The sequence below is a fragment of the Weissella paramesenteroides ATCC 33313 genome, from assembly GCF_000160575.1.
In the GTDB taxonomy this organism is placed as follows: Bacteria; Bacillota; Bacilli; order Lactobacillales; family Lactobacillaceae; genus Weissella; species Weissella paramesenteroides.
Window position 1 is genome coordinate 586321 of sequence record NZ_GG697129.1, and the last position, 23028, is coordinate 609348.

The window sequence follows — 23028 nt, forward strand, 5'->3', positions numbered from 1 at the left end:
GCTTTCACGCTTATAATTAATACATTTTTAGCAAAAAAAGATTGGAACATTTTTTTCTGTCCCAATCTCCTCCTTAATATCTATTATTAACGCTTATGACGGCGCACCGCTTTACGCATTGCTCGTTGTTTAGCACGTTCAGCTTCTTTCTTTGCTTCACGTTCACGTCGAATTTCAAATGGATTTTGAATCGTCCAAGTTTGAGCAACCTGGAACGCATTTGAAATCACCCAGTAAAGTGATAGGGCAGACGGAACAGAAATGGCAAAGATGAAAATCATGATTGGCATGATATACGTCATTGATGTTGTCATACCATTCTTCTCTGGTTGTCCCATCATAACCAAATATGATGAAGCAAACGTAAACAATGCTGCCAAGATTGGCAAAATAAAGTAAGGATCACGATCTCCAAGTTGTACCCAGAAGAAAGTACCCGTTTCTAGTAACTTTGTTGTACGAATAGCTGTATACAAAGCAATCAAGATTGGCATTTGAACAATTAGCGGAATAAAGCTAGCAAAGGGGTTAACACCTGCATCCTTATACAATTGCTTCTGTTCTGCTTGCATTGCCTGCATTGTTTCAGGATCACGGCTTGAGTACTTTTCTTGTAACTTCTTTAACGCTGGTCCAATTTCTTGCATTTTACGCATTGATCCCGTTTGATAAACCATTAGCGGTAAAATCAATAGACGAATCAATAGGGTGAAAACAATAATACCGATACCGTAGTTATCACCAAACCAGGCCGATACACCCAAAATTGAACGTGAGAAGTTAGCAATAATAATACCACGCCAGAAACCATTTCCTGCTACGTGCCCATCATACATGACAGCCGCAATGATCATGATCAATAATGCAACAAGCGCTGTAATTGCCGAACGCATTGTAAACATTTTTTTAAGAGTCTGCATTCGTTCTCTCCATTATATAGTAGTTTTTTATTTCGTTTCCTCATCAACAAAAACATTTGCTAATTTGAAAACGTGTTCTAAATTCTTTTTGATGATCGCCATGTCTTGATCATGTGCTGATGGGCGCGCAATAACTAAAATATCAAGATCCGAACGCATTTTTGGCTTAAATTCCAAAACACTTTGTCGAATACGCCGCTTTACCCACACACGCTCATGACCACGCAAACCCACCTTTTTAGAAATAGAAATTCCTAGACGAAAGTGGGTTGGTTGTTCACGCGTCATTGTGTAAACAATAAACATTTTATTTGCGACCGAGTGATGCTGTTCAAAAACTAATTGAAAATCAGCTTCTTTTTTTACACGGTAACTCTTACGCATTTGTTTTTGCTCCAAACTTTTTCACGACAAAAGAAAACGCATGAATCAGCCAAAATAGCCGACTCATGCGCGATCATTATCAGTAATCCTAATAGAAGGCCGGACCTAATTAGGCTGACAATACCTTGCGGCCCTTTTGGCGGCGACGTGCTAGCACCTTGCGACCGTTACTAGTGCTCATGCGCTTGCGGAAACCATGTACGCGTTCACGGTGACGCTTCTTAGGTTGGTATGTACGCTTCATATGAATACACCTCCCATTCGTAGTTAGATTTGGCCTGCGGTTGGCGAGGCCAAACCACAATTCGTATTCAATTGTACCATTCCCAATACATCAAATCAAGAATATTAAGCATTTTAAGAATTCTTAAACTCTTTTAAATGTCAAAAAATGGCCAGCATCCATCCGCCTTAAAAAAAACTTTATATTTCAATAATTATCTTTTTTCGAAAAGTTTTCCAAAACCTAACGGAGCGTTATGTTAATAAAATCAATCAATGTAACAGAGCGTTAGGTGAGTTTTCCCCATAATCCACAGTTTTTCCACATGTTCCACATATCGGGAAAACCAATGTTAAATTACCCTGTGGATATGTGCATAACTATTTGCAGAACTATTATATCAAGCTTTGGTTGTTAACAACTACTTGTATATTTCTCACTTTTCCCCCGAGTTATCCACATTTTTCAGAATTTAGCCTAAAATTTGTTTCACATCCAGTTGATAACTCATATTAAGATTTCCACAGCCTGTGAATCTATCAAATTGTTACCTAAAATAGCCTAAACCGTTGATACATCAACTATATTCCTTGTGGAAAACTTATCCACATGCTGATAAAATGTAATTTGTCGAATTGTGCTACTTATGAAAGTAAGTTCAGCAAACGTCCTGTGGAAAACCCACAAAAAAGATAAAATTCTTAAGGAGGTTACCAAATGGATCCTATCCAACTTTGGAACGCTATTAAAGAAGAACTGCGGAATTCAATTTCGCAAGGCTTTTCTTATACAAATTACGTTGACACACTCAAACCATTGCAACTGGTTGAAAACGAAAATAATACGGTAACCTTACAGTTGACAACTGCTTATGAACAAGTTGCATCAGAATGGTTAAACGCCAATAGTTCTTACTATCAAGCCTTCATGCAAGCTGCCATGACAGCTACATTAAAATTAACGGGACAACCAACGTTCATTATTCCTTCAGTAACGTATGTCTCACCAACACCAACAACATTATTTGATTTACCAGAAGATGAAGAAAAGGTGCAGCAACAAAACAATGCCAGTCTTGCATCTGAGTTCGTCACACAATCTATTTTGAATCCAGAATTCCGCTTCGAAACATTTGTTTCTTCAGATGAAAATCGTGAAGCCTATGCCGTTGCACAAGCTGTTGCTGATAAACCCGGTACGCAATGGAATCCTTTACTTATCTATGGTGGTGTTGGTCTAGGTAAAACCCACTTAATGCAAGCAATTGGTAACAAAGTTTTAGAACGGACACCAAATGCAAACGTTAAATTTATTACGACTGAGGACTTCATCAATGACTTTACTGAAGCCTTGCGTCGCGGACAAAAAGAAACTGAAGCTTTCAAACGTGAATACCGGTCAACTGATCTACTAATGGTCGACGATGTACAGTTCCTAGCTGGTAAAGAAAAAATCCAAGAAGAATTTTTCAACACATTTAATGCCATCACACGTGAAAATCATCAAATTGTACTGACATCTGATAAATTGCCAAAAGAAATCCCAGGTCTAGAAATGCGTTTAGTCACACGCTTTGGCCAAGGGTACTCGGCAAACATTACAAAGCCTGATTTACCAACACGTGTTGCTATCTTAAGAAACAAATCCGATCTTGAAAATCTCAGCATTCCAAATGATGTCATCGACGAAATTGCTGCTGCTGTAGATACCAATGTTCGTGATCTAGAAGGGGTTTTCAACCAAGTTGTTGGTAAGATGCGTTTTTCAAATGTACCAGTCACTGTTGAAACTGCTCGTACAATATTAGAAACAATGAATTTCAAAAGACAGCGAGCAATTACCATTCCTATCATCCAAGAGGCAGTCGCTAACTTCTTTAACGTCACTGTCCAAGATTTAAATGGTAAAAAGCGTAATAAAGAAATCGTGGTGCCACGACAAATTGCAATGTATATTGCCCGCGAATTAACACAAGACTCTTTGCCTCAAATTGGTCGTGCATTTGGTGGTAAAGATCATACAACAGTCATGCATTCAACTGAAAAAATTGAAAATGCCATCGAAAATGATAGTATTTTAGCTGAACAAGTGCAAAACATTCGTGAAGAATTGAGCAATTGATAAAAATGTTATTGTGAATAATTCACTAACTATACAAAAGTTATCCACAGGTTTGTATACATAGACCAATTCCTGATGCAATGGTATAGATTATGGTTATCCACAATTTCCACACCCCTTATTACTATTATTATCTTTTTTATTTATAATTAAGTAAGGCATTACGCACTTCATAATTATGTTTTTGTGCATTGAGGAGATCTTATGGAATTTACAATTAATCGAGCAGCTTTTATAAAAGCAATGAATAATGTTAATCGTGCGATTTCATCACGAACATCAATGACGATCTTAAAAGGGATCAAATTAGTTCTTGATGAAACCGGATTAATCTTAACTGGATCAAATACAGATATTTCAATTGAAATTTTAATTCCAGCTAATGATGATGAAGCTAAATTACAAATTATGGAGCCAGGTGCCATTGTTCTGCCAGCCACTTTCTTTTCAAATATTGTTAAGCGATTGCCAGGTGAAACATTTAAGTTAACCAATGCTTCTGGTTTACAAACGAAAATCACATCTGAAAATGCCGAATTTGATATTAATGGGCAAGATGCAAATAATTACCCACATCTACCTGAAGTTGAGGTACGTAATGATTTGACATTATCTGCTGACACATTGAATGAAGTTATTGGTCAAACCGTAATTGCGGTTTCAAAACAATTAAGTCAACCCATTTTGACAGGTGTTCACTTTATTTTGGCAAGTGGTAATTTAACAGCAGTTGCGACTGATCGTCATCGATTAGCACAGCGTTCTGTCGCATTCGATGATTCAGATGTGAATGCAGATATTATTGTGCCAGGAACTTCATTGACTCAATTACAAGCCATGTTAGATGAAGTTGAGAATGTTGATGTGCGTGTTGCTGAGAATCAAGTTATTTTCCAATTAGGAGAAAATACAACTTTTTATTCACGATTATTAGAAGGAAATTATCCAGATGCGTCACGGTTGATTCCTACTGAAAAGCGAACAACTTTGACAATTAATGCTCGTGATTTGTTACAAACAATTGAACGTGCAGCTTTGTTAAGTCATGAGGGTCGTTCAAATGTTATCCAATTTGCAATCACAAGTGAAAAATCTTTGATCTCATCAAATTCACCAGAAGTTGGACGTGTTGAAGAACAGATTTTTGCTGCTGAAACAGCTGGCGATGATTTAACTATTTCATTTAACCCAGACTATATGCGCGAAGCATTACGTTCATTTGGGGATGAACAGATTCAAATTGGTTTTAAAACAGCCCTGGATCCATTCACATTAGTACCAACAAATAATGAAACTAACTTTATTCAATTGATTACACCAGTTAGAACTTACTAAAAACATTTAAAAAGCCGAAAATTGCTATTTTACGACGAAAAAGCAATTTTCGACTTTTTTATTTAAACGTTATTAAACAACCTGAGAGACGCTATGAAGCCGTAATTAGATTGTGAAAAGTTACAAAAAAGCGTATAATGTAAATAATATGGAACCGTGTAAATGCCATTTTAATTAATGGTAGGAAGGATGGAAAATTGGCAACAGAAGTGCAAATTCAAGCACCCTTTATTACATTAGGGCAATTGTTAAAAGAAGAAAGTATTATTGCAACTGGTGGTCAGGCAAAATGGTTCTTACGAGAGAATACTGTTTTAGTGAATGAAGAGCCTGATGATCGACGTGGTCGTAAACTATATCCAGGAGACGTGATTGCAGTCCCATCTGGTGAGCGTTTTGTTATTAATGGGACAGGTGCTAGTACGGACTAATGGAACTAATGTCGTTAAAACTAAACAACTTTCGAAATTATGAATCATTAGATGTTTCATTTTCATCGGGCGTTAATGTCTTTTTGGGTCCAAATGCACAAGGTAAGACCAATTTATTAGAAGCCATTTATGTTTTAGCTTTAACTCGTTCACATCGTACGTCAACTGATAAAGAATTAATTAGTTGGCAAGCAAAAGAAGCCCAAGTTGCTGGTACGGTGGCGCGTCAGTATAGTGATGTCCCATTATCGTTAAAATTTACAAATAAAGGTAAAAAGGCACGTATTAATCATTTAAATCAAGCAAAATTAGCTAATTATATTGGTCAATTAAATGTCATTTTATTTGCACCAGAAGATTTAGACTTAGTAAAAGGTGCACCAAGTGTGCGACGCAATTTTATTGATCGAGAATTTAGTCAGATGAGTGCAAAATACTTATATACTGCAAATCAGTATAAAGAGGTATTAAAGCAACGCAATCGTTATTTAAAACAGTTACAAAGCAAACAAGCCTCAGATAAATTATATTTGGATGTTTTAACCGAACAATTGGTCAATTTTGCGAGCGAATTAATTACTCGTCGTGTCACATTAATTAAAAAGTTGGATGCTGCCGCCCAACCAATTCAAGCAGCAATTACACAAAATAATGAACAGTTACACATCCAGTATGTTTCACAGCTTAATAATGAATCATTAGCTAATATTGAATCGGTTAAACAAGCAATGTTATCGAGATTTAAACAATTACGTGAACGTGAAATTATAATGGGGACAACACTGTTAGGACCACATCGCGATGATTTGCGTTTTGATGTTAATGAGCATGATGTGGCTAATTTTGGCTCACAAGGGCAACAAAGAACGACTGCTTTAGCAGTTAAGTTAGCTGAAATTGATTTGATGAAAGAAGAGACAGGTGAATATCCAGTCCTATTATTGGATGATGTTCTTTCTGAGTTAGATAGTGATCGGCAAACACATTTATTAGCTGCAATGCAAGATAAAGTGCAGACATTTATTACCACACCTTCGCTAAGTGATGTGGCACGTCAATTAATACATGAACCAAAGATATTTCATGTTGATTCAGGGCATTTAGTAGAAACTGAAGATGTTAAGGTAGACGATACTAGCGAAAATAACTAGTTGTTGAGTTTAAGGAGGGAAGCATGGCTGAAGAAGATGTATCACAAATGCATACACAGGCAGATGATTATGATGCCAGTCAAATTCAAGTTTTGGAAGGATTGGAAGCAGTTCGTAAGCGTCCAGGTATGTATATTGGATCGACATCAAGTCAAGGACTACACCATTTAGTGTGGGAAATTGTCGATAATGGTATTGATGAGGCCCTAGCAGGGTTTGCAAACCATATCACAGTAACGATTGAAAAAGATAATTCAATCACTGTTATTGATAATGGTCGTGGTATCCCGGTAGATATTCAAGTTAAGACTGGTAAACCAGCTCTTGAAACTGTATTTACGATTTTACATGCTGGAGGAAAATTCGGCGGCGGCGGTTACAAGGTTTCAGGTGGGTTACATGGTGTTGGTGCTTCGGTTGTTAATGCGCTATCAACAAACCTAGATGTACTGGTTGTGCGTGATGGTAAAGGTTTTGCCATGGACTTTGAACGTGGTCATGTAAAAACAGAAATGCATGAGATTGCCATTGATGACAAGCCTGTTTCACGTGGAACAATTGTTCATTTTGCGCCGGATCCAGATATTTTCCGTGAAACAACTGTATTTGACTATAAAACATTGATGAATCGTGTTCGCGAACTAGCTTTCTTGAATAAAGGACTACGTATTTCAATTACTGATATGCGTCCTGAAGAGCCAGTTGTTGAATCATTTCACTACGAAGGTGGTATTAAGGAATACGTTGATTTCTTGAACGTTAACAAAGATGTCATTTTTAATGAGCCAATTTATGTTGAAGGCATGGAAAATGATATCGATGTTGAAGTATCACTACAATATACAGATGATTTCCACAGTAATTTGCTGTCATTTACCAATAATATTCACACGTATGAAGGTGGAACGCACGAAACTGGGTTCAAGTCAGCTTTGACTCGTGTGATTAACGATTACGCTCGTAAAAATAAAATACTAAAAGATAATGATGACCCACTTTCTGGCGATGATGTTCGCGAAGGATTAACAGCCATTGTGTCTGTGAAACATCCAGATCCACAATTTGAGGGTCAGACGAAAACAAAATTAGGTAATTCAGACGCACGAACAGCTGTTGATCGCATGTTCTCAGAAACATTTGCTCGTTTTATGATGGAAAACCCAACAACGGCTAAGCAAATAGTTGAAAAGGGAATTTTAGCTGGTAAGGCGCGTATGGCTGCAAAACGTGCACGTGAGGCAACACGTAAGAAGTCAGGATTGGAAATTGCTAACTTACCTGGAAAACTTGCTGATAATACATCAAAAGATCCAGAAATTTCTGAACTATTTATCGTTGAGGGTGATTCAGCCGGTGGTTCTGCTAAGCAAGGACGTGAGCGTTTAACCCAAGCCATTTTGCCAATTCGTGGAAAAATCTTGAATGTTGAAAAGGCATCAATGGAAAAGATTTTGGGTAATGACGAAATTCGTTCATTATTTACGGCAATGGGAACTGGCTTTGGAACAGACTTTGATGTGACAAAGGCAAAATATCATAAATTAATTATCATGACTGATGCCGATGTCGATGGTGCCCACATTCGTACATTGTTATTAACGTTAATTTATCGTTATATGCGACCACTATTGGAAGCAGGATATGTTTATATCGCACAGCCACCACTTTACCAAGTACGTCAGGGTAAATTTATTAAATATTTAGATGCTGATTCTGAACTTGAAGCCCTGTTGCCAACATTACCAGCATCTCCTAAGCCAATTATTCAACGATACAAGGGTCTTGGAGAAATGGACGCTAGCCAATTGTGGGAAACAACCATGGATCCATCAGTTCGCCGTTTATTGCGTGTGGAAATGGATGATGCAATTGAAGCAGATATGATTTTTTCAATGCTTATGGGTGATAAGGTTGAACCTCGTCGTAAATTCATTGAAGAAAATGCACAGTATGCTGAATTAGACGTCTAAACAGGCACACAATTATAGTAAGAGAAAGGAAGTCAAATGGCTGAAGAAGAACAAACAAACAGCCGCATTAAATCTGCTAAACTTGGCGAGCAAATGCGAACATCTTTCTTGGATTATGCCATGTCAGTTATTGTGGCACGTGCACTACCAGATGTACGAGATGGGTTAAAGCCAGTTCATCGTCGTATTTTGTATGGCATGAATGAGTTGGGTGTGACCCCTGATAAGCAACACAAGAAGTCAGCCCGTATTGTTGGGGATGTTATGGGAAAGTATCACCCACACGGAGACTCAGCGATTTATGAATCAATGGTTCGTATGGCGCAAGACTTTTCATATCGTTACATGTTGGTTGATGGTCACGGTAACTTTGGATCTGTCGATGGTGATCCAGCTGCCGCTATGCGTTATACTGAGGCGCGATTGAGCAAAATTGCGACTGAAATGTTACGTGATATCAATAAAGATACGATTGATTTCCAAGAAAACTATGATGGTACTGATCGTGAACCAGTTGTTTTACCAGCTCGTTTTCCTAACTTACTAGTTAATGGAGCAAATGGTATTGCGGTTGGAATGGCAACGAATATTCCACCTCATAATTTGGGTGAAGTTATTTCGGGACTTCATATGTTGATGAAGAATCCAGATGTGACGACAGCTGAATTAATGGAAGCTATTCCAGGACCTGATTTTCCAACGGGTGCAATCGTCATGGGAAAATCAGGTATTCGTAAGGCTTACGAAACTGGAAAAGGTGTGGTGACCGTCCGTGCAAAAACGGAAATCGAGACTGAAAAATCAGGTAAAGAACACATCATCGTGACTGAGTTACCTTATATGGTTAACAAAGCCAAGTTGATTGAGCGCATTGCTGAATTGGGTCGTGATAAGCGTATTGAAGGTATCACTGGCGTTAATGATGAATCTGACCAAGAAGGAAATCGAATTGCGATTGAAATTCGTCGTGATGTGTCAGCATCTGTTGTATTGAACAATTTGTACAAAAATACGTTGATGCAAACAGGCTTTAGTTTCAATATGCTTGCAGTACAAGATGGTCGACCAAAGTTACTTAGTTTGAAGGATATGTTGGTCGCTTATCTTGATCATCAGCAAAAAGTTGTTCGTCGTCGAACAGAATTCGAATTACGTAAAGCACAGGCACGTGCCCACATTCTTGAAGGGTTGCGCATTGCTTTAGATCATATTGATGCCATTATTAATATTATTCGGCATTCAGAAACATCAGAAATTGCTAAGCAAAAGTTGATGGTTGATTATGCCTTATCTGATAAGCAATCACAAGCTATCTTGGACATGCGTTTGGTTCGTTTAACTGGCTTGGAACGTGACAAGATAGAAAAAGAATATCAAGGATTGTTAACAGCAATTGCTGATTTCCAAGATATTTTAGCTAAACCTGAACGTATTGATGAAATTATCTATACTGAATTACTTGAAGTGCAATCAAAGTATGGTGATGAACGTCGTACTGAATTGCAAATTGGTGATGTCACAAGCATTGAAGATGAAGACTTAATTGAAGAAGAAGATATTATTGTTTCATTGACACATGCTGGCTATATCAAGCGTATGCTACAATCTGAATTCCGTGCGCAAAACCGTGGTGGTCGTGGTATTCAAGGTATGGGTGTCAATGATGATGACTTTATCGATGAATTGATTGGTACGTCAACCCATGATACGTTATTGTTCTTTACAAATTCAGGTAAAGTTTACAAGATGAAGGGATATGAGGTACCAGAATATGGTCGTACAGCCAAGGGTATCCCAGTTGTCAATTTGCTCGGTATTGAATCTGGTGAGAGCATTCAAACGGTTATTAATGTCCGTGGTGATGCTAGCGAGAGTAGTGATTATCTCTTCTTCACAACCCGTCAAGGTGTGGTAAAGCGTACACCAGTTAATGAATTTGGTAATATTCGTGCGCATGGTTTGAAGGCAATTAACCTGCATGATGGTGATGAATTAATTAACGTCCTTGTTACTGATGGTGATCAAAATATCATTATTGGAACACACGGTGGTTATGCAGTATCCTTCAACAGTGAAGCAGTTCGTTCAATGGGACGTTCTGCTGCTGGTGTTCGTGGTATTACCTTACGTCCTGATGATTATGTTGTGGGTGCCCAAGTATTAATTGATAACGGACATGTCCTCATTATTACTGAAAAGGGTTATGGTAAGCAAACGCCAGTAGACCAATATCCAATTAAGGGACGTGGTGGTAAAGGTATTAAAACTGCACAAGTCACTGAAAAGAACGGTCCATTGGCTGGTCTAAAGGTTGTAGATGGTAGTGAAGACATCATGTTGACAACTAACAAGGGTGTCATGATTCGCTTTACAGTTGATTCTATCTCTGAAACCGGTCGTGCCACACAAGGTGTGCGTGTTATCCGATTGGATGATGACTCAGCTGTGGCAACTTTTGCCAAAGTAGAGCACGTCGTTGCCGAAGAGGTTGATGATGAAGATACTGATTTATCTGAAGCATCTTCTGACTTACCAACGGCACCTACTGAAGGTGAACAACCAGCGGAAGTAACTGAATTATTACATCGTGCTGAAAACGATGATCAAGAGTAGTATTATTTTAATTGAATTTTGGAGGCTGGGACAAAAAAATTGGTCCAGCCTTTTTGTGCTAAAATGTATTAATTATAAGCATGTCAGTTTTATAGTATAAATTGGGGGTACAATAATGAATAAAGCAGGATATCAAGCACATCAAAAAACTTGTACAACTATTCTAGTCGGCAAAAATGCAACAATTGATGGTTCGACCATGATTGCACGTAACGAAGATGGTGGTGATCAGCCTAATCCACAAAAGTTTGTTGTCTATCCAGCTAATGCTGCCAGTACAACTTATGAATCTGGAGCTAATCATGTCAAAATTCCGTTGCCTGGTAATAGTTTGCGGTATACTGCGACACCAGATGCAGATGATTCATTTGGTGTTTGGGCAGGAGCCGGCATTAACAGTGAAAATGTTGCAATGACAGCAACTGAAACAAGCACAACGAATACACACGTGCTAGCTGCCGATCCTTTGACTGATGATGGAATTGGTGAAGCCGATATCACGACGTTAGTATTGCCGTATATCAAGTCTGCACGTGAAGGTGTTGTCCGTTTGGGAGAATTACTAACAGAATATGGTACCTATGAATCTAATGGTATTGCCTTTTCTGATCATGATGAGGTTTGGTATTTTGAATCAATAGGTGGTCATCATTGGGTAGCTATCCGAATTCCAGATGATGCGTTTGTTGTGGCACCAAACCGTTTTAATATCGATTATTTTGATTTTAATTCAAATGATACGATGTCATCAGCGGATTTAGAACAATTTATCGCTGATCATCACCTTAATCCAGATATTGATGAGACAACCGTCAATCTTCGTCATATTTTTGGTAGTGCAACTGATAAAGATCGCATTTATAACAATCCACGTGCTTGGTATGTGCATCAATTATTTGCCAAGGATAGTGAGAATGAGCAACCTGAAGATCAAGATTTACCATTTATCGTTTATCCAAAGAAAAAATTGTCAATTGATGATGTGAAATTTGCCTTAAGTTCACATTACCAAGGCACAACCTTTGATCCATATGATCATGTAGAGAAACCAATAAAGTATCGACCAATCGGAATTAATCGTAATCAGGAATCACATATTCTACAAATTAGACCAAATGTTCCGGCTGATATTGCAGGTGTTCATTGGTTAGGATATGGTCCAAATACCTTTAATGCATTTGTGCCTTTTTATGTCAGCGTGTCAGCTACGCCAGCTAGTTTTGAAAAAACAACCCCAACATTTGATGTATCAACGAGCTACTGGTTGACACGAGTAATTGCAGTCATTGCGGATAAGGATTTTTTAACTTATCAAGATATGCAAGCCAGGTTTGAACAACAAATTGTCGCAGATAATGTACGATTACAACAACAGACGGATAATGCTATCCAATTAGGTCAAACGGTTGATCTAGAAGCGGTCAATCAAAAAATGGCTGATAATTATATGCAGGCAGCCAATACGTTACTTGGCCAAATGACTATTTTGGGAACAAAGAAGATGCATCTACGTTTTTCAGTAGCAGATTAGAAGGTAGATGCTTAGTTATCTTAAAAAAATAAACTGAAATATATAATATATTTAACCTTGACAGTCGAAGTCAATGAGTTTAAAATTCATATCAGATTAAAATAAGATTAAAAAGCAATGAAAAGATGAGTAAGTTCGTAATGTTTTCAGAGAACTTGTGGTGGGTGTGAACAAGTAACTAAGCGGACTGAAGATGGTCTTTGAGCGAAAGATTGGCGAGCATTAGTAAGCTATCGATGGTTAACTACCAATATCAAGTTAATTATGGCAACATGATAAGCTGGTTTTTACCAGGAATTAAGGTGGTACCGCGTATGAAACGCCCTTAAGAAAGATATATTTCTTAAGGGCGTTTTTTTTTAATCTGTCTATCAAGTTAAATAATGTGATTCGGAAAGTAGATACAAAACAAATTTACAGAAAAACGACAAATGATGAGAGTCGTGATTTAGTTTGTAAACGAAAAATGGCCGATGATTAAGCTGTGTGAGCAATCATGTGAGCACTGTTCGGGTTGTCTCCGTTATTGGACAGACCGAAATATAGGTAAATTATCTATATTTTGGTTAATGAGGTTTGTCTGAGTAATCGACAAACGAATCAGAATGGTAACGTGATGCCCTCACTTCTGTTGTTATAAGCAGAAGTGAGGGTTTTTAATTTGTTATGAAAATGGCATTGAAAAGGGGATATAACCATGGGAAAAACAGCAATTATTACTGGTGCGGGTCAAGGAATCGGCGAAGCTGCAGCTTATCGTTTAGCTAAAGACGGCTTTAGCATTGCGGCAGCGGATATTAATCAACAAACGGTCACCAAAGTTGTTCAAAATTTACGTGACCAAGGATTCCAAGCAAAGGCTTACGTATTAGATGTTGCTGATCGGCAAGCTGTATTTGATTTAGTTGATGAAACTGTTAGTGACTTGGGTGAATTAGCCGTATTTATCAATAATGCGGGAATTGCTTTTATTGATTCAGTGATTGATTCAGATCCAGAAAAAATATCTAGACTGTTTGATGTTAATTTGAAAGGAACTTATTGGGGAATTCAGGCTGCTGCAGCTAAATTTAAACACCAAGGTCATGGTGGTCGTATTATTAATGCAGCTTCACTTGCTGGTATTGAAGCATCGGCTTTGCAAAGTGCATATTCAGCTTCAAAATTTGGTATTCGTGGTTTAACGCAGTCGGCTGCTAAAGAGTTAGCGCCTGATCAAATTACCGTTAATTCATACAGTCCTGGAATTGTTCGCACACCATTGCGTGATGCAATCGATGAAAGAACATCACAAATTAAAGGTATTTCCGTTGCACAACAACAAGCAAATTGTTTAACAGAAATTGGATTAGGTCGCGAAGCAACACCAGAAGATGTGGCCGAAATCATTGCTTGGTTTGCATCACCAAGTGCGGCATATATTACCGGTCAATCATTATTGGTCGACGGTGGCATGCACTTTAGCTGATTAATCATTGTTTATTGTCAGTAATCAAGCAAATAAAGGAGGAACCTGCAATGGGTGTAGCAGATATTGCAATTGATCTGCAAGATATTAATGTTACTTTTAAGCGAAAAAATGAAACAGTAACCGCTGTCGATAATGTCTCATTACAAGTAAAAAAAGGGAGTATCTATGGCATTATTGGTTATTCAGGTGCTGGTAAAAGTACCTTGGTGCGCGTCATTAATTTATTACAACGACCTACTAGTGGCAAAGTGACAGTATCCGGCAAAGATTTACAGCAATTAACTGATAAAAAATTACGGGGTGTCCGACAAAAAGTGGGGATGATTTTTCAACACTTTAATTTATTACGTTCACGAACAGTTTTGAATAACGTTGAATATCCACTACTCAGTCGGAAAATATCACGTAAACAACGGCAGGATAAAGCCCTTGAATTACTGAAATTGGTTGGACTATCAGAATATGCCCAATCATATCCAGAAGAACTGTCAGGTGGGCAAAAACAACGTGTTGCAATCGCTCGTGCTTTAGCAAATGATCCCGATATATTGATTAGCGATGAAGCCACCAGTGCGTTAGACCCACAAACGACAGAATCTATTCTGAAATTATTAAAAAAATTGAATGATGAGTTGGACCTGACAATTGTGTTGATCACTCATGAAATGCAAGTGATTAAATCAGTTTGTCAGGAAGTGGCAGTAATGGAAAATGGCCAAATTATCGAACGCGGTCCCGTTGGTGACCTATTCACCGAGCCAAAGCAACCATTAACAAAGAAGTTTGTTGAGTCAGCAGCAAATGTAACGGAAATGCGCCAACAGATCGTAGAAGATAAATTAGTAGAGAAATTGCAACCAAATGAACGGTTGCTTTATCTAAGATTTTCAAGTCAGTCAACGAGTGAATCAGTTATTTCAGAATTGGCTATTCAGTATGACGTGAAGGCCAATATTATCTTTGCGAACGTACAAAAAGTCGCCCAATTATCTTTGGGTTACATGTTAGTTATTTTATCTACAGCAGATGGTCAATTTGATCAAACGTTCCATTATTTAGAGACAGCTGATGTGAAGGTCACTGATTTTTCTAATGATGTCAGAAAGAAAGGGGCAGCATATGTTAGCTAATTGGTTTCCAAATGTTGCTAGTATTTGGCCACAATTTGTCCAGGCTACTTGGGAAACATTGTATATGACATTTTGGTCAGCAATAATTGCTGGTGTATTGGGTCTTGGTACTGGTATTTTTCTTGTGGTTACCCAACCAGGTGGCATCAATGCCGATCCACCATTTTATAGTTTTCTAGATAAAGTCGTTAATTTATTGCGGTCGGTGCCATTTATTATCCTGCTAGCAGTGATGGCACCAGTCACAAAGTATATCGTTGGTACAACAGTTGGTACACCAGCAGCTTTAGTGCCATTAATTGTTGGTATCTTTCCATTTTATGCACGCCAGGTTCAAAATGCGTTATTAAGTATTGAACCATCGGTCATTGAAGCTGCGCAAGCAATGGGATCAAGTACAACTGAAATTATTTTTCGTATTTATTTACGGGAGTGTTTACCAGATATTATTCGTGTTTCAGTCGTTACGATCATTAGTTTACTTGGTCTGACAACGATGGCGGGTGCTATTGGATCCGGCGGACTTGGTGATATTGCAATTAGTGTTGGCTATGCTCGTTTTGAAAATGATGTGACAATTGCGGCACTATTGGTCATTTTAGTTTTGGTATTTATGACACAAATTATTGGTGATTGGGTCGCTCGTCGAGTTGAACGACTATAGTATCAAACAATTCATATCTAGGCATCATAGTAAGGAGGGGCAGAAAGTGAAGATAAAAAATTGGTTGATATTAATTGGTAGTTTGGTGATACTTGGTGTTATTTCAGTTGGCTTGCATACGTTTAATACTTATAAAATAGCAAATGCACCTGACCAAATTACGGTTGGTTCAATGGGGAGTGACTATGAAGTCTGGCAGTACATTGCCAAAAGCAAAGAGGCTAAGGCGCTTAATTTAAAAATTCGTGTGAAGCAAATCAATGATGGGGTGCAGTTGAATAATGCGACTTCAGAGCATAATGTCAACGTGAATGCTTTTCAGTCATATTCATATTATGAGGCTTACAATCATGAGAATCCAAAGCATAAATTAACGGCGTTAGGAACCACATACTTAGAGCCAATGGGTATTTATTCAGATAAGTATCAATCAATTAAAGATATTGGTACTGGGGCAACCATTGCGATTGCAGATAATCCAGCAAATACAGCGCGAGGATTGTTGCTATTACAAGATGCTGGACTAATTAAATTGAAGGCAGGTTTTAATTCATTAGGTAATGTGGGTGACATTGTATCAAATCCACGTCATTTACAATTCAAGAAGATTGACGATACAACAGGTCCACGTGTATTAAAAAGTGTTGGTGCGGCTTTGATCTCGAATACAGTTGCGCTGGAAGGACATCTTAATGTATTGAAAGATTCACTTTATCATGAAAAAATTAATCAAAGTACACGCCAAAATATTAATATTTTAGCGACAGCAGCTGATATTTCTAATAAAGATAAGAAAGTCTATCAGAAATTAGTTAATCTTTATCATGAGCCAGCTATCCAAAAGCATGTGAAAGATAAATATCAAGGTACAAAGATTGACGTACAAAAACCAGTTTCTTACTTGAAGTAGCATTGGTATAAAAAGCAGGTAGATCGCTTATTAGTTGCGATTTACCTGCTTTTGTTTTGGACTAGATACTCTCTGGAAATTCTTCTTTTTGGTAAATATTGTCTAATATTTGATAATCATTAAACATATCATATTTATTTTCATGCATGTCATTCCAAAGTAAAATGCCCACCATTTTACCAATATCCCAAAAAATCTTATCATCTTTTTGCGTTGTAATTAACAATTCAATAAAATTATTTTGGATGGTTTTATTAAAGTCATGATCATTCTGTTGCTGGGTGATGATTTGTTCTAAAGCAGAAAAATAGACATCATGGATACTTTTAAATGGTTGTTGCTTGAAATGTTTAAGATTGATCGATTGATTTTCAAATAGGAAAGTTACCCCTTGTGATTATAAATCATATTTATCATTAAAGTACTTGTAAACGGTATTACGATGAACTAATGCTTTTGCAGCAATTTCAGTCATTGTGATCTCAGAAAATCTTTTTATAGCTAATAATTCACCAAAACTTTCCAAAATTATTTTTTTAGTACGTTGTTGGCTTAAATTACTCATACAATTATCCTCCATTGCCTATTTTGTGTGCACTTCACATTAATTGTACATGGAATCTTTTTGTGAAATCAATTAAATTAAGTAAATGATAATATAGTCATGTATTGTTAGAAGGAGAGCGTATGAAAAATGGTTTAGCCAAGTTTGGGAAATGGGTTTATAACAATAAGTTTAAGTCCATCCTTGCTTGGATTGTTATATTAATTGTTTTTGTAGGTAGTTTGGCCACAATGGGCTCAAACTTTAATACAAATTTGAAGATTTCAGGTGTACCATCAACTGATATACAGAGCGTTTTAAAGAAAGAATTTAATCAGTCTGTTGATGCTGGGACAATGAATATTGTTGTCCAGAACAAAGATGATCATAGTATTAAATCATCAGCTGATAAGCAACGGATAAACGCAGCAGTTGCGAAAATAAAGTCAGAACATAAGGATGATATCAAAACAATTACGAGTCCTTATGATTCACAAACAATTAGTTCAGATAATACAACTGGTATTGTTGCTGTAACTTTTAAAAAAGAAGCGAATAATGTTTCAAAAAGTGTCGTTCATGATATTGAAAAAATTGGTAACGACAAAATTAAATCACAAAATCTAAAGGTTGCTTACTCGGGAAATACGGTCGCTAGTTATGACATCGGTGGTACTTCTGAAATTATTGGTATTGCGATTGCCTTTGTTTTGCTATTAGTTTTGTTCCGTTCTTTTGTCACAGCTGGTCTGCCAATTATTTCAGCGCTTGTCGGTTTAGTAAGTGGGCTAGTGCTAGTTATGATTGGTACGAATTTCTTCTCAATAGCTAGTGTGGCACAAACATTATCAATTATGATCAGTTTGGCTGTTGGTATTGATTACGCGTTGTTCATTATTCATCGTTTTATTGGGGAGTTGCGCACAAGTCGCCAGCATGAAATGGATGACTCAGGAAAGGTACTTGCGCCAGATGAAGCTATGGGAGTAACTTTAGCTAGTGCAGGAAGTTCAGTATTATTTGCTGGAATTACGGTTATTATTGCTTTAGTTGGGTTGTCATTAGTACGAATTAGTTTCCTAACTCAAATGGGAATTGCGGCAGCTGTGGGGGTCGTGTTTGCGGTTCTTTCAGCCATGACCTTCTTACCAGCACTGATTTCACTACTGCATAAGTTTGTTAAACCATCAGAAAAGTCAGTCAAAGTAGCTAAGAATAAGAAGGATGGCTGGTTTACAAAGTCAATTATTCAGCATCCAATTATTATGAGCCTGTTGAGTGTCGTTGTCTTGGTTGCCTTTATGGTACCAGCAGGTCATATGCGGTTAGGAATGCCATTTGATGGTGTATTACCTAAGAATAATACACAGCGGCAGGCTTATGATATGACTGCAGACAAGTTTGGGGATGGTTATAATGCGACATTGGTTGGTGTCGTTAAGTTAGATACTTCTAACACTGATGCGCAAAATAATAAAATTTTAGAGAAGGTCACAAACCACATCAAGAACATGGACAATGTGAAGATGTTGGCTCCAGTGGTTAATGAAGCAGCAGTCGCTAAGTTTAAGACACCAGAAATGCAACAAAAGTTGAAGGCAGAAGGTCAACAATATGTCCAAACTAAGGTGATGGACTATATGAAGGCTAATCCAACAGCTAGTCAAGCAGAACAACAAAGTGTTACAAAAAAGTATACCAGTGAATATCAGGCAAAAGTAAAAGCTGATATGAAAAAGGCAGCTATGTCGGGTATACCAGCCAAAATTAGTAAGGATAAAAAATATGCTTTGATTGTTGTAATGCCTAAAACAAATACGGCGTCAGCTAAAACAGAAAATCTAGCGAAGAAGATAAATAGTTATTCTGATTCTCTAAAAAAGAGTGATCATACAAAGATTACGTTGACGGGAACCAATGCGGTTAATATTGACATTACTGAAAAACTAAATAATGCGATTCCAATGTTTATGGGAATTGTTATGCTACTCGCATTTGTTTTGTTGATGTTCATGTTTAAGTCATTTATCATTCCACTAATGGCAATCATCGGCTTTGGTTTATCATTGATTGCATCATTAGGATTGACGACATTGATTATGCAAGATGGTGTTTTCCATATTAGTGAAGGGTCACCAATTATTGCATTTTTGCCAGTCATTATGATTGGAATTGTCTTCGGTCTGGCGATGGATTATGAAGTGTTTATGGTCTCACGGATTAGGGAGACATACATTGCCACTGGAGATACAAATCGGGCTGTTAAAACAGGATTGCAAGAGAGTGGTCCAGTCATTATTACAGCCGCTTTGATTATGATTGCTGTCTTTGGAAGTTTTGCCTTGGTTGAAGATCCAACGATTAAGTCAATTGGTATTTCATTAGCCAGTGGGGTTCTATTTGACGCCTTCTTGGTTCGTCTGATTATTATTCCAGCGACAATCAAGATATTCGGTCGTGCTAACTGGGTATTCCCAGGAGCAAATTACTATAATAAGTTTAAGGATGATGCGCAATAAATAGGTATTGTGGCATCAAAAATATTTTTTTGGGAGTGATTTTAATCACTCCTTTTTTGTTTGATTATGTCGCATTTTTGATATCTTTACTATTTATAAAACAATACAAATAATTTTATTTTTGAGGTAATAAGATATAGAATGGCACTAACTTGTCGTTTAATATTCATAAAAATTATGGGGGAGTAGCTGTGATAAAAACCAAGAAAACTAGTCTTGTCATTGGGTTGATTTTGGGGGCAGGCTTAGGGTTATATGGCAATATTGATGATGATGTTATGGCTGCAAAAACTGATAGTCAAACAACTAAGGCAGTAAAGCAGGCAAAATCATTAAGTCAACAGTACCAATATAAAGAAGCAAAATCAGTGTTATCGGGGCACAAAGGAACAACAGTTGATCATCTAAAAAAGAGTATTAATAAGCAACAGTCAAAGTTGGTCACGTGGGATGATCCGACAAAAATTTCACATCTTTTTTATCATTCACTAATTGTTGATCCTGGTAAAGCTTTCTCATCTAAGCAGGCACAGGGATACAAAGATTATATGGTGACTATCGACGAATTTATGCCGATGCTGAATCAGTTATATGATAATGGCTATGTATTAATTAACTTTAAAGATATCATTTCGATTGATAAACAAGGGAAGGTGACTTTCAAACCAGTCAAATTACCTGAAGGCAAGAAGCCTTTAATTATCTCACAGGATGATGTTAACTATTATGAGTATATGAAGAATTCTGGATTTGCAGATAAATTAGTCGTCAATAAGCAAGGTGATGTTAAAAATAAATATACCAATAATGGTCAGAAGAAAATTGGTGATTATGACATGGTACCGATTATTGATACCTTCATCAAAAAGCATCCAGATTTCTCATACGGTGGATCAAAGGGTGTGATTGCTGAAACGGGTTATAATGGGGCGCTAGGTTATCGTTCATCAGAGAGTCAATATGGTGATACAAAAAAGACACATCGCGAAGCTAAGAAAGCGACAAAGGTTGCTAACGCTATGAAAAAGGAAGGTTGGCAGTTTGCATCGCATTCCTGGGGTCATATAAATATGACTACGGCCAGTGTTGATGATATCAAAAAGGACACTGCACTTTGGCAAAAGGAAGTACAACCAATTGTTGGTAAAACACCAGTATTGATTTTCCCATTTGGAGCAGATATTGGCTCATTTACAAATTATACAAATGATAATGCAAAGTACACTTATCTTAAGAGTAGCGGTTTCAGTATTTTCGATAATGTTGATGCGTCACAGACATCATGGGGTCAATTAACAAATGATTATTATCGTAATGCGCGGATAAATGTCGATGGTATTCGTTTACATGAAACAATGACTGGTGAGAACACGGTTCTAAATGACTTCTTTAATACAAAAGATTTTTATCATCGTGGTAAGTAATGAAGAGTGCGAGACAAAAGTCGTTTATGATTATTTAACAACTTAGGACTCAGTTATTAAATTAATAGAAAAATAGTTAAGATTCACTATTGATTTGTAAATTCGCGGTATAATGGTACGCAAGAGCAATATGTAGTGGAGGAAAGATTTATCATGGGAAAAAATCGCGTACCTGCTGAGGCAGTTCGGAATGCGTTAATACATTTTATTAAGAAACGTAATATTTCCATTCCGATTATTTTAAAGTCTGTTGATATCTCTAGATCGCGTTTGTATGACTATTTAAATGGTAATGGTCGAGTTAGCGCAACGACGTTTGTGAATTTGTTGAGCACAATTGGTGTATCTTACGATGAGCTTTTACTACATATTTATTTGAATCAGCCCGAATTGGTTGATTCAACGATTAAAGAATTGGGATTAGACCCAAATTCTTATACGCAAACACCAAATGAAGATATGGTGTATCAGGTCTTGGCGTTATTTGAAGAAACACAAGATACTCGATTATTGCTAAATGTAGTACGCGCAATTAATGCGCAAGTGGTTGATTTTGGGCAACGTTACCGCTTAGTTGAAATCGCTCGTCCTGCAATTGTGAAATTGTTAGGTCATCGTGATTCATATTCTTCGACAGATATGCTATTGTTTGCGAATATCATTCGTCATGAACCATACGAAACGGTCAAGGTCATGGTAAAAAAGATGTCTGATCAAGTGCAACAAATTGCAACATTAGAAGGCTATGGTCTAGTGGAGATGGATAACTTTTTGCCAGCAGCTGTTTGGAATGTTGGTCTCTTAAACTTCCAGATGTTATTAATAGCTTTAGAAAATGGTGATCAGGAAACTGTTGAGGGGACATTGACCTTTATTAAAGAATGTCAATTACCAGACTTTGGTAGTTACTTTACATTCGTTAAGAAATTATCAGAAGTGGTTAAGTTAACCTTGGATGATCAGCAAGATGAAGCAGAAAAGCTTTGGCAATCAACAGTTCATGCTTTAAAGTTTATGGTTGATGATCGTTTCTGGCCAAGTTTCACATACTTGTCACAGCAATCGTATCATGAATTTATCAAACCAGTTATCGATTATCGTCGTGTGATCGATGCAAAATAAGACAATATGAAAAAAGAGAGCAAGACAAAATCGTTTCGTTGAATTTTGTCTTGCTCTCTTTATAGCTTTTATCTACTTTATAAAGTTAGAATCATATGGCGGTGGTCAATGTTGGCATCTTTGAAAACAGGACCTTCAGCAATGAAGCCAAGTTTTTCATAAAAACCAATTGCCGTTACTTGAGCACCTAAGTCAAGTGTTTGTACCTGTGCTTGCTGGGCATCAGCAATAATTTGTTTTAGCAGGGTCGCAGCATAACCTTTACCACGAGCGTCACGTAACGTGGCAACACGCTGAATGTGCCAATTTTTGGTAGCTTCATTAATAGCCACTCGAGCAGTTGTGACTGGCGTGTGTGATAGAAAACCAACATAGTGATCGGTTTGGTGATCAAGATTATCTATTTCAATAGTTGTTGGGACACCTTGTTCTTCGATGAAGACACGTTTGCGAATAGTTAGGGCAGCGTCATTGATGGCACCAAGACCTTGCGCATGTTTAATTTCTAATTTATTTTCTGACATAATGTGATCCCCACTTAATGATGTTTTTATTATTTTAACGC

Annotated in this window: 19 protein-coding genes and 1 other annotated feature; of the genes, 14 read left to right on the plus strand and 5 right to left on the minus strand. The window is 37.3% G+C overall.

Going from position 1 to position 23028, the window contains the following annotated elements; genetic code table 11:
• Nucleotides 1-86: 86 nt before the first annotated feature.
• The 3 genes from HMPREF0877_RS05755 to rpmH form a co-directional block, all read right to left on the minus strand.
• Complete coding sequence (locus HMPREF0877_RS05755; RefSeq protein ID WP_002828332.1) at nt 87-920, minus strand: YidC/Oxa1 family membrane protein insertase; 834 nt, start codon at nt 918-920, stop codon at nt 87-89.
• A 27-nt stretch (nt 921-947) separates the two neighbouring features.
• Nucleotides 948-1304: a ribonuclease P protein component gene (rnpA, locus tag HMPREF0877_RS05760; RefSeq protein WP_002828333.1), complete on the minus strand. Its 357-nt coding sequence runs from the start codon at nt 1302-1304 to the stop codon at nt 948-950.
• A 109-nt stretch (nt 1305-1413) separates the two neighbouring features.
• Complete coding sequence (rpmH, locus tag HMPREF0877_RS05765; protein ID WP_002828338.1) at nt 1414-1548, minus strand: 50S ribosomal protein L34; 135 nt, start codon at nt 1546-1548, stop codon at nt 1414-1416.
• A gap of 696 nt (nt 1549-2244) precedes the next feature.
• On the opposite strand from rpmH, the gene dnaA reads away from it, so the two are divergent.
• The 11 genes from dnaA to HMPREF0877_RS05820 all read left to right on the plus strand — a co-directional run bounded on the left by dnaA (nt 2245) and on the right by HMPREF0877_RS05820 (nt 16854).
• Complete coding sequence (gene dnaA, locus HMPREF0877_RS05770) at nt 2245-3648, plus strand: chromosomal replication initiator protein DnaA (protein ID WP_002828339.1); 1404 nt, start codon at nt 2245-2247, stop codon at nt 3646-3648.
• A 204-nt stretch (nt 3649-3852) separates the two neighbouring features.
• Nucleotides 3853-4983: a DNA polymerase III subunit beta gene (gene dnaN, locus HMPREF0877_RS05775; RefSeq protein ID WP_002828340.1), complete on the plus strand. Its 1131-nt coding sequence runs from the start codon at nt 3853-3855 to the stop codon at nt 4981-4983.
• 197 nt (nt 4984-5180) lie between these two features.
• On the plus strand, nt 5181-5414 hold the full coding sequence (yaaA, locus tag HMPREF0877_RS05780) for a S4 domain-containing protein YaaA (RefSeq protein WP_002828341.1): 234 nt from the start codon (nt 5181-5183) through the stop codon (nt 5412-5414).
• Nucleotides 5414-6565, plus strand: coding sequence for a DNA replication/repair protein RecF (gene recF / locus HMPREF0877_RS05785; protein ID WP_002828342.1), 1152 nt, complete (start codon nt 5414-5416; stop codon nt 6563-6565). Before yaaA ends, recF begins: the two co-directional genes overlap by 1 nt.
• A 23-nt stretch (nt 6566-6588) precedes the next feature.
• Entirely contained in the window at nt 6589-8535 is a 1947-nt protein-coding gene (gene gyrB, locus HMPREF0877_RS05790) for a DNA topoisomerase (ATP-hydrolyzing) subunit B (protein WP_002828343.1), read from the plus strand.
• Nucleotides 8536-8571: 36 nt separating this feature from the next.
• Complete coding sequence (gene gyrA, locus HMPREF0877_RS05795) at nt 8572-11148, plus strand: DNA gyrase subunit A (RefSeq protein WP_002828344.1); 2577 nt, start codon at nt 8572-8574, stop codon at nt 11146-11148.
• 115 nt (nt 11149-11263) lie between these two features.
• Nucleotides 11264-12679 (plus strand): C69 family dipeptidase, encoded by a 1416-nt coding sequence (locus tag HMPREF0877_RS05800; protein ID WP_002828345.1) that lies wholly within the window; start codon nt 11264-11266, stop codon nt 12677-12679.
• 108 nt (nt 12680-12787) lie between these two features.
• Nucleotides 12788-13009, plus strand: a binding site (T-box leader).
• 367 nt (nt 13010-13376) lie between these two features.
• Nucleotides 13377-14147 (plus strand): acetoin reductase, encoded by a 771-nt coding sequence (locus tag HMPREF0877_RS05805; RefSeq protein WP_002828346.1) that lies wholly within the window; start codon nt 13377-13379, stop codon nt 14145-14147.
• A gap of 50 nt (nt 14148-14197) precedes the next feature.
• On the plus strand, nt 14198-15280 hold the full coding sequence (locus HMPREF0877_RS05810; protein ID WP_050755315.1) for a methionine ABC transporter ATP-binding protein: 1083 nt from the start codon (nt 14198-14200) through the stop codon (nt 15278-15280).
• The gene (locus HMPREF0877_RS05815; RefSeq protein ID WP_002828349.1) at nt 15270-15944 is read left to right on the plus strand and encodes a methionine ABC transporter permease; all 675 of its coding nucleotides are present in this window, start codon (nt 15270-15272) and stop codon (nt 15942-15944) included. Before HMPREF0877_RS05810 ends, HMPREF0877_RS05815 begins: the two co-directional genes overlap by 11 nt.
• A gap of 46 nt (nt 15945-15990) precedes the next feature.
• On the plus strand, nt 15991-16854 hold the full coding sequence (locus HMPREF0877_RS05820) for a MetQ/NlpA family ABC transporter substrate-binding protein (protein WP_040760709.1): 864 nt from the start codon (nt 15991-15993) through the stop codon (nt 16852-16854).
• A gap of 397 nt (nt 16855-17251) precedes the next feature.
• Here HMPREF0877_RS05820 and HMPREF0877_RS09990 read toward each other — a convergent pair whose 3' ends face one another.
• Entirely contained in the window at nt 17252-17419 is a 168-nt protein-coding gene (locus tag HMPREF0877_RS09990) for a TetR/AcrR family transcriptional regulator (RefSeq protein ID WP_167528794.1), read from the minus strand.
• Nucleotides 17420-17541: 122 nt separating this feature from the next.
• On the opposite strand from HMPREF0877_RS09990, the gene HMPREF0877_RS05830 reads away from it, so the two are divergent.
• From HMPREF0877_RS05830 to HMPREF0877_RS05840, 3 genes are all read left to right on the plus strand, one after another.
• Nucleotides 17542-19917, plus strand: coding sequence for an MMPL family transporter (locus HMPREF0877_RS05830; protein ID WP_002828354.1), 2376 nt, complete (start codon nt 17542-17544; stop codon nt 19915-19917).
• A gap of 191 nt (nt 19918-20108) precedes the next feature.
• On the plus strand, nt 20109-21341 hold the full coding sequence (locus tag HMPREF0877_RS05835; protein WP_040760713.1) for a polysaccharide deacetylase family protein: 1233 nt from the start codon (nt 20109-20111) through the stop codon (nt 21339-21341).
• A gap of 153 nt (nt 21342-21494) precedes the next feature.
• Complete coding sequence (locus HMPREF0877_RS05840) at nt 21495-22463, plus strand: helix-turn-helix domain-containing protein (protein ID WP_002828356.1); 969 nt, start codon at nt 21495-21497, stop codon at nt 22461-22463.
• A 77-nt stretch (nt 22464-22540) separates the two neighbouring features.
• Here the strand turns inward: HMPREF0877_RS05840 and HMPREF0877_RS05845 are convergent, their stop codons facing one another.
• On the minus strand, nt 22541-22987 hold the full coding sequence (locus HMPREF0877_RS05845) for a GNAT family N-acetyltransferase (RefSeq protein ID WP_002828357.1): 447 nt from the start codon (nt 22985-22987) through the stop codon (nt 22541-22543).
• Nucleotides 22988-23028 lie beyond the last annotated feature (41 nt).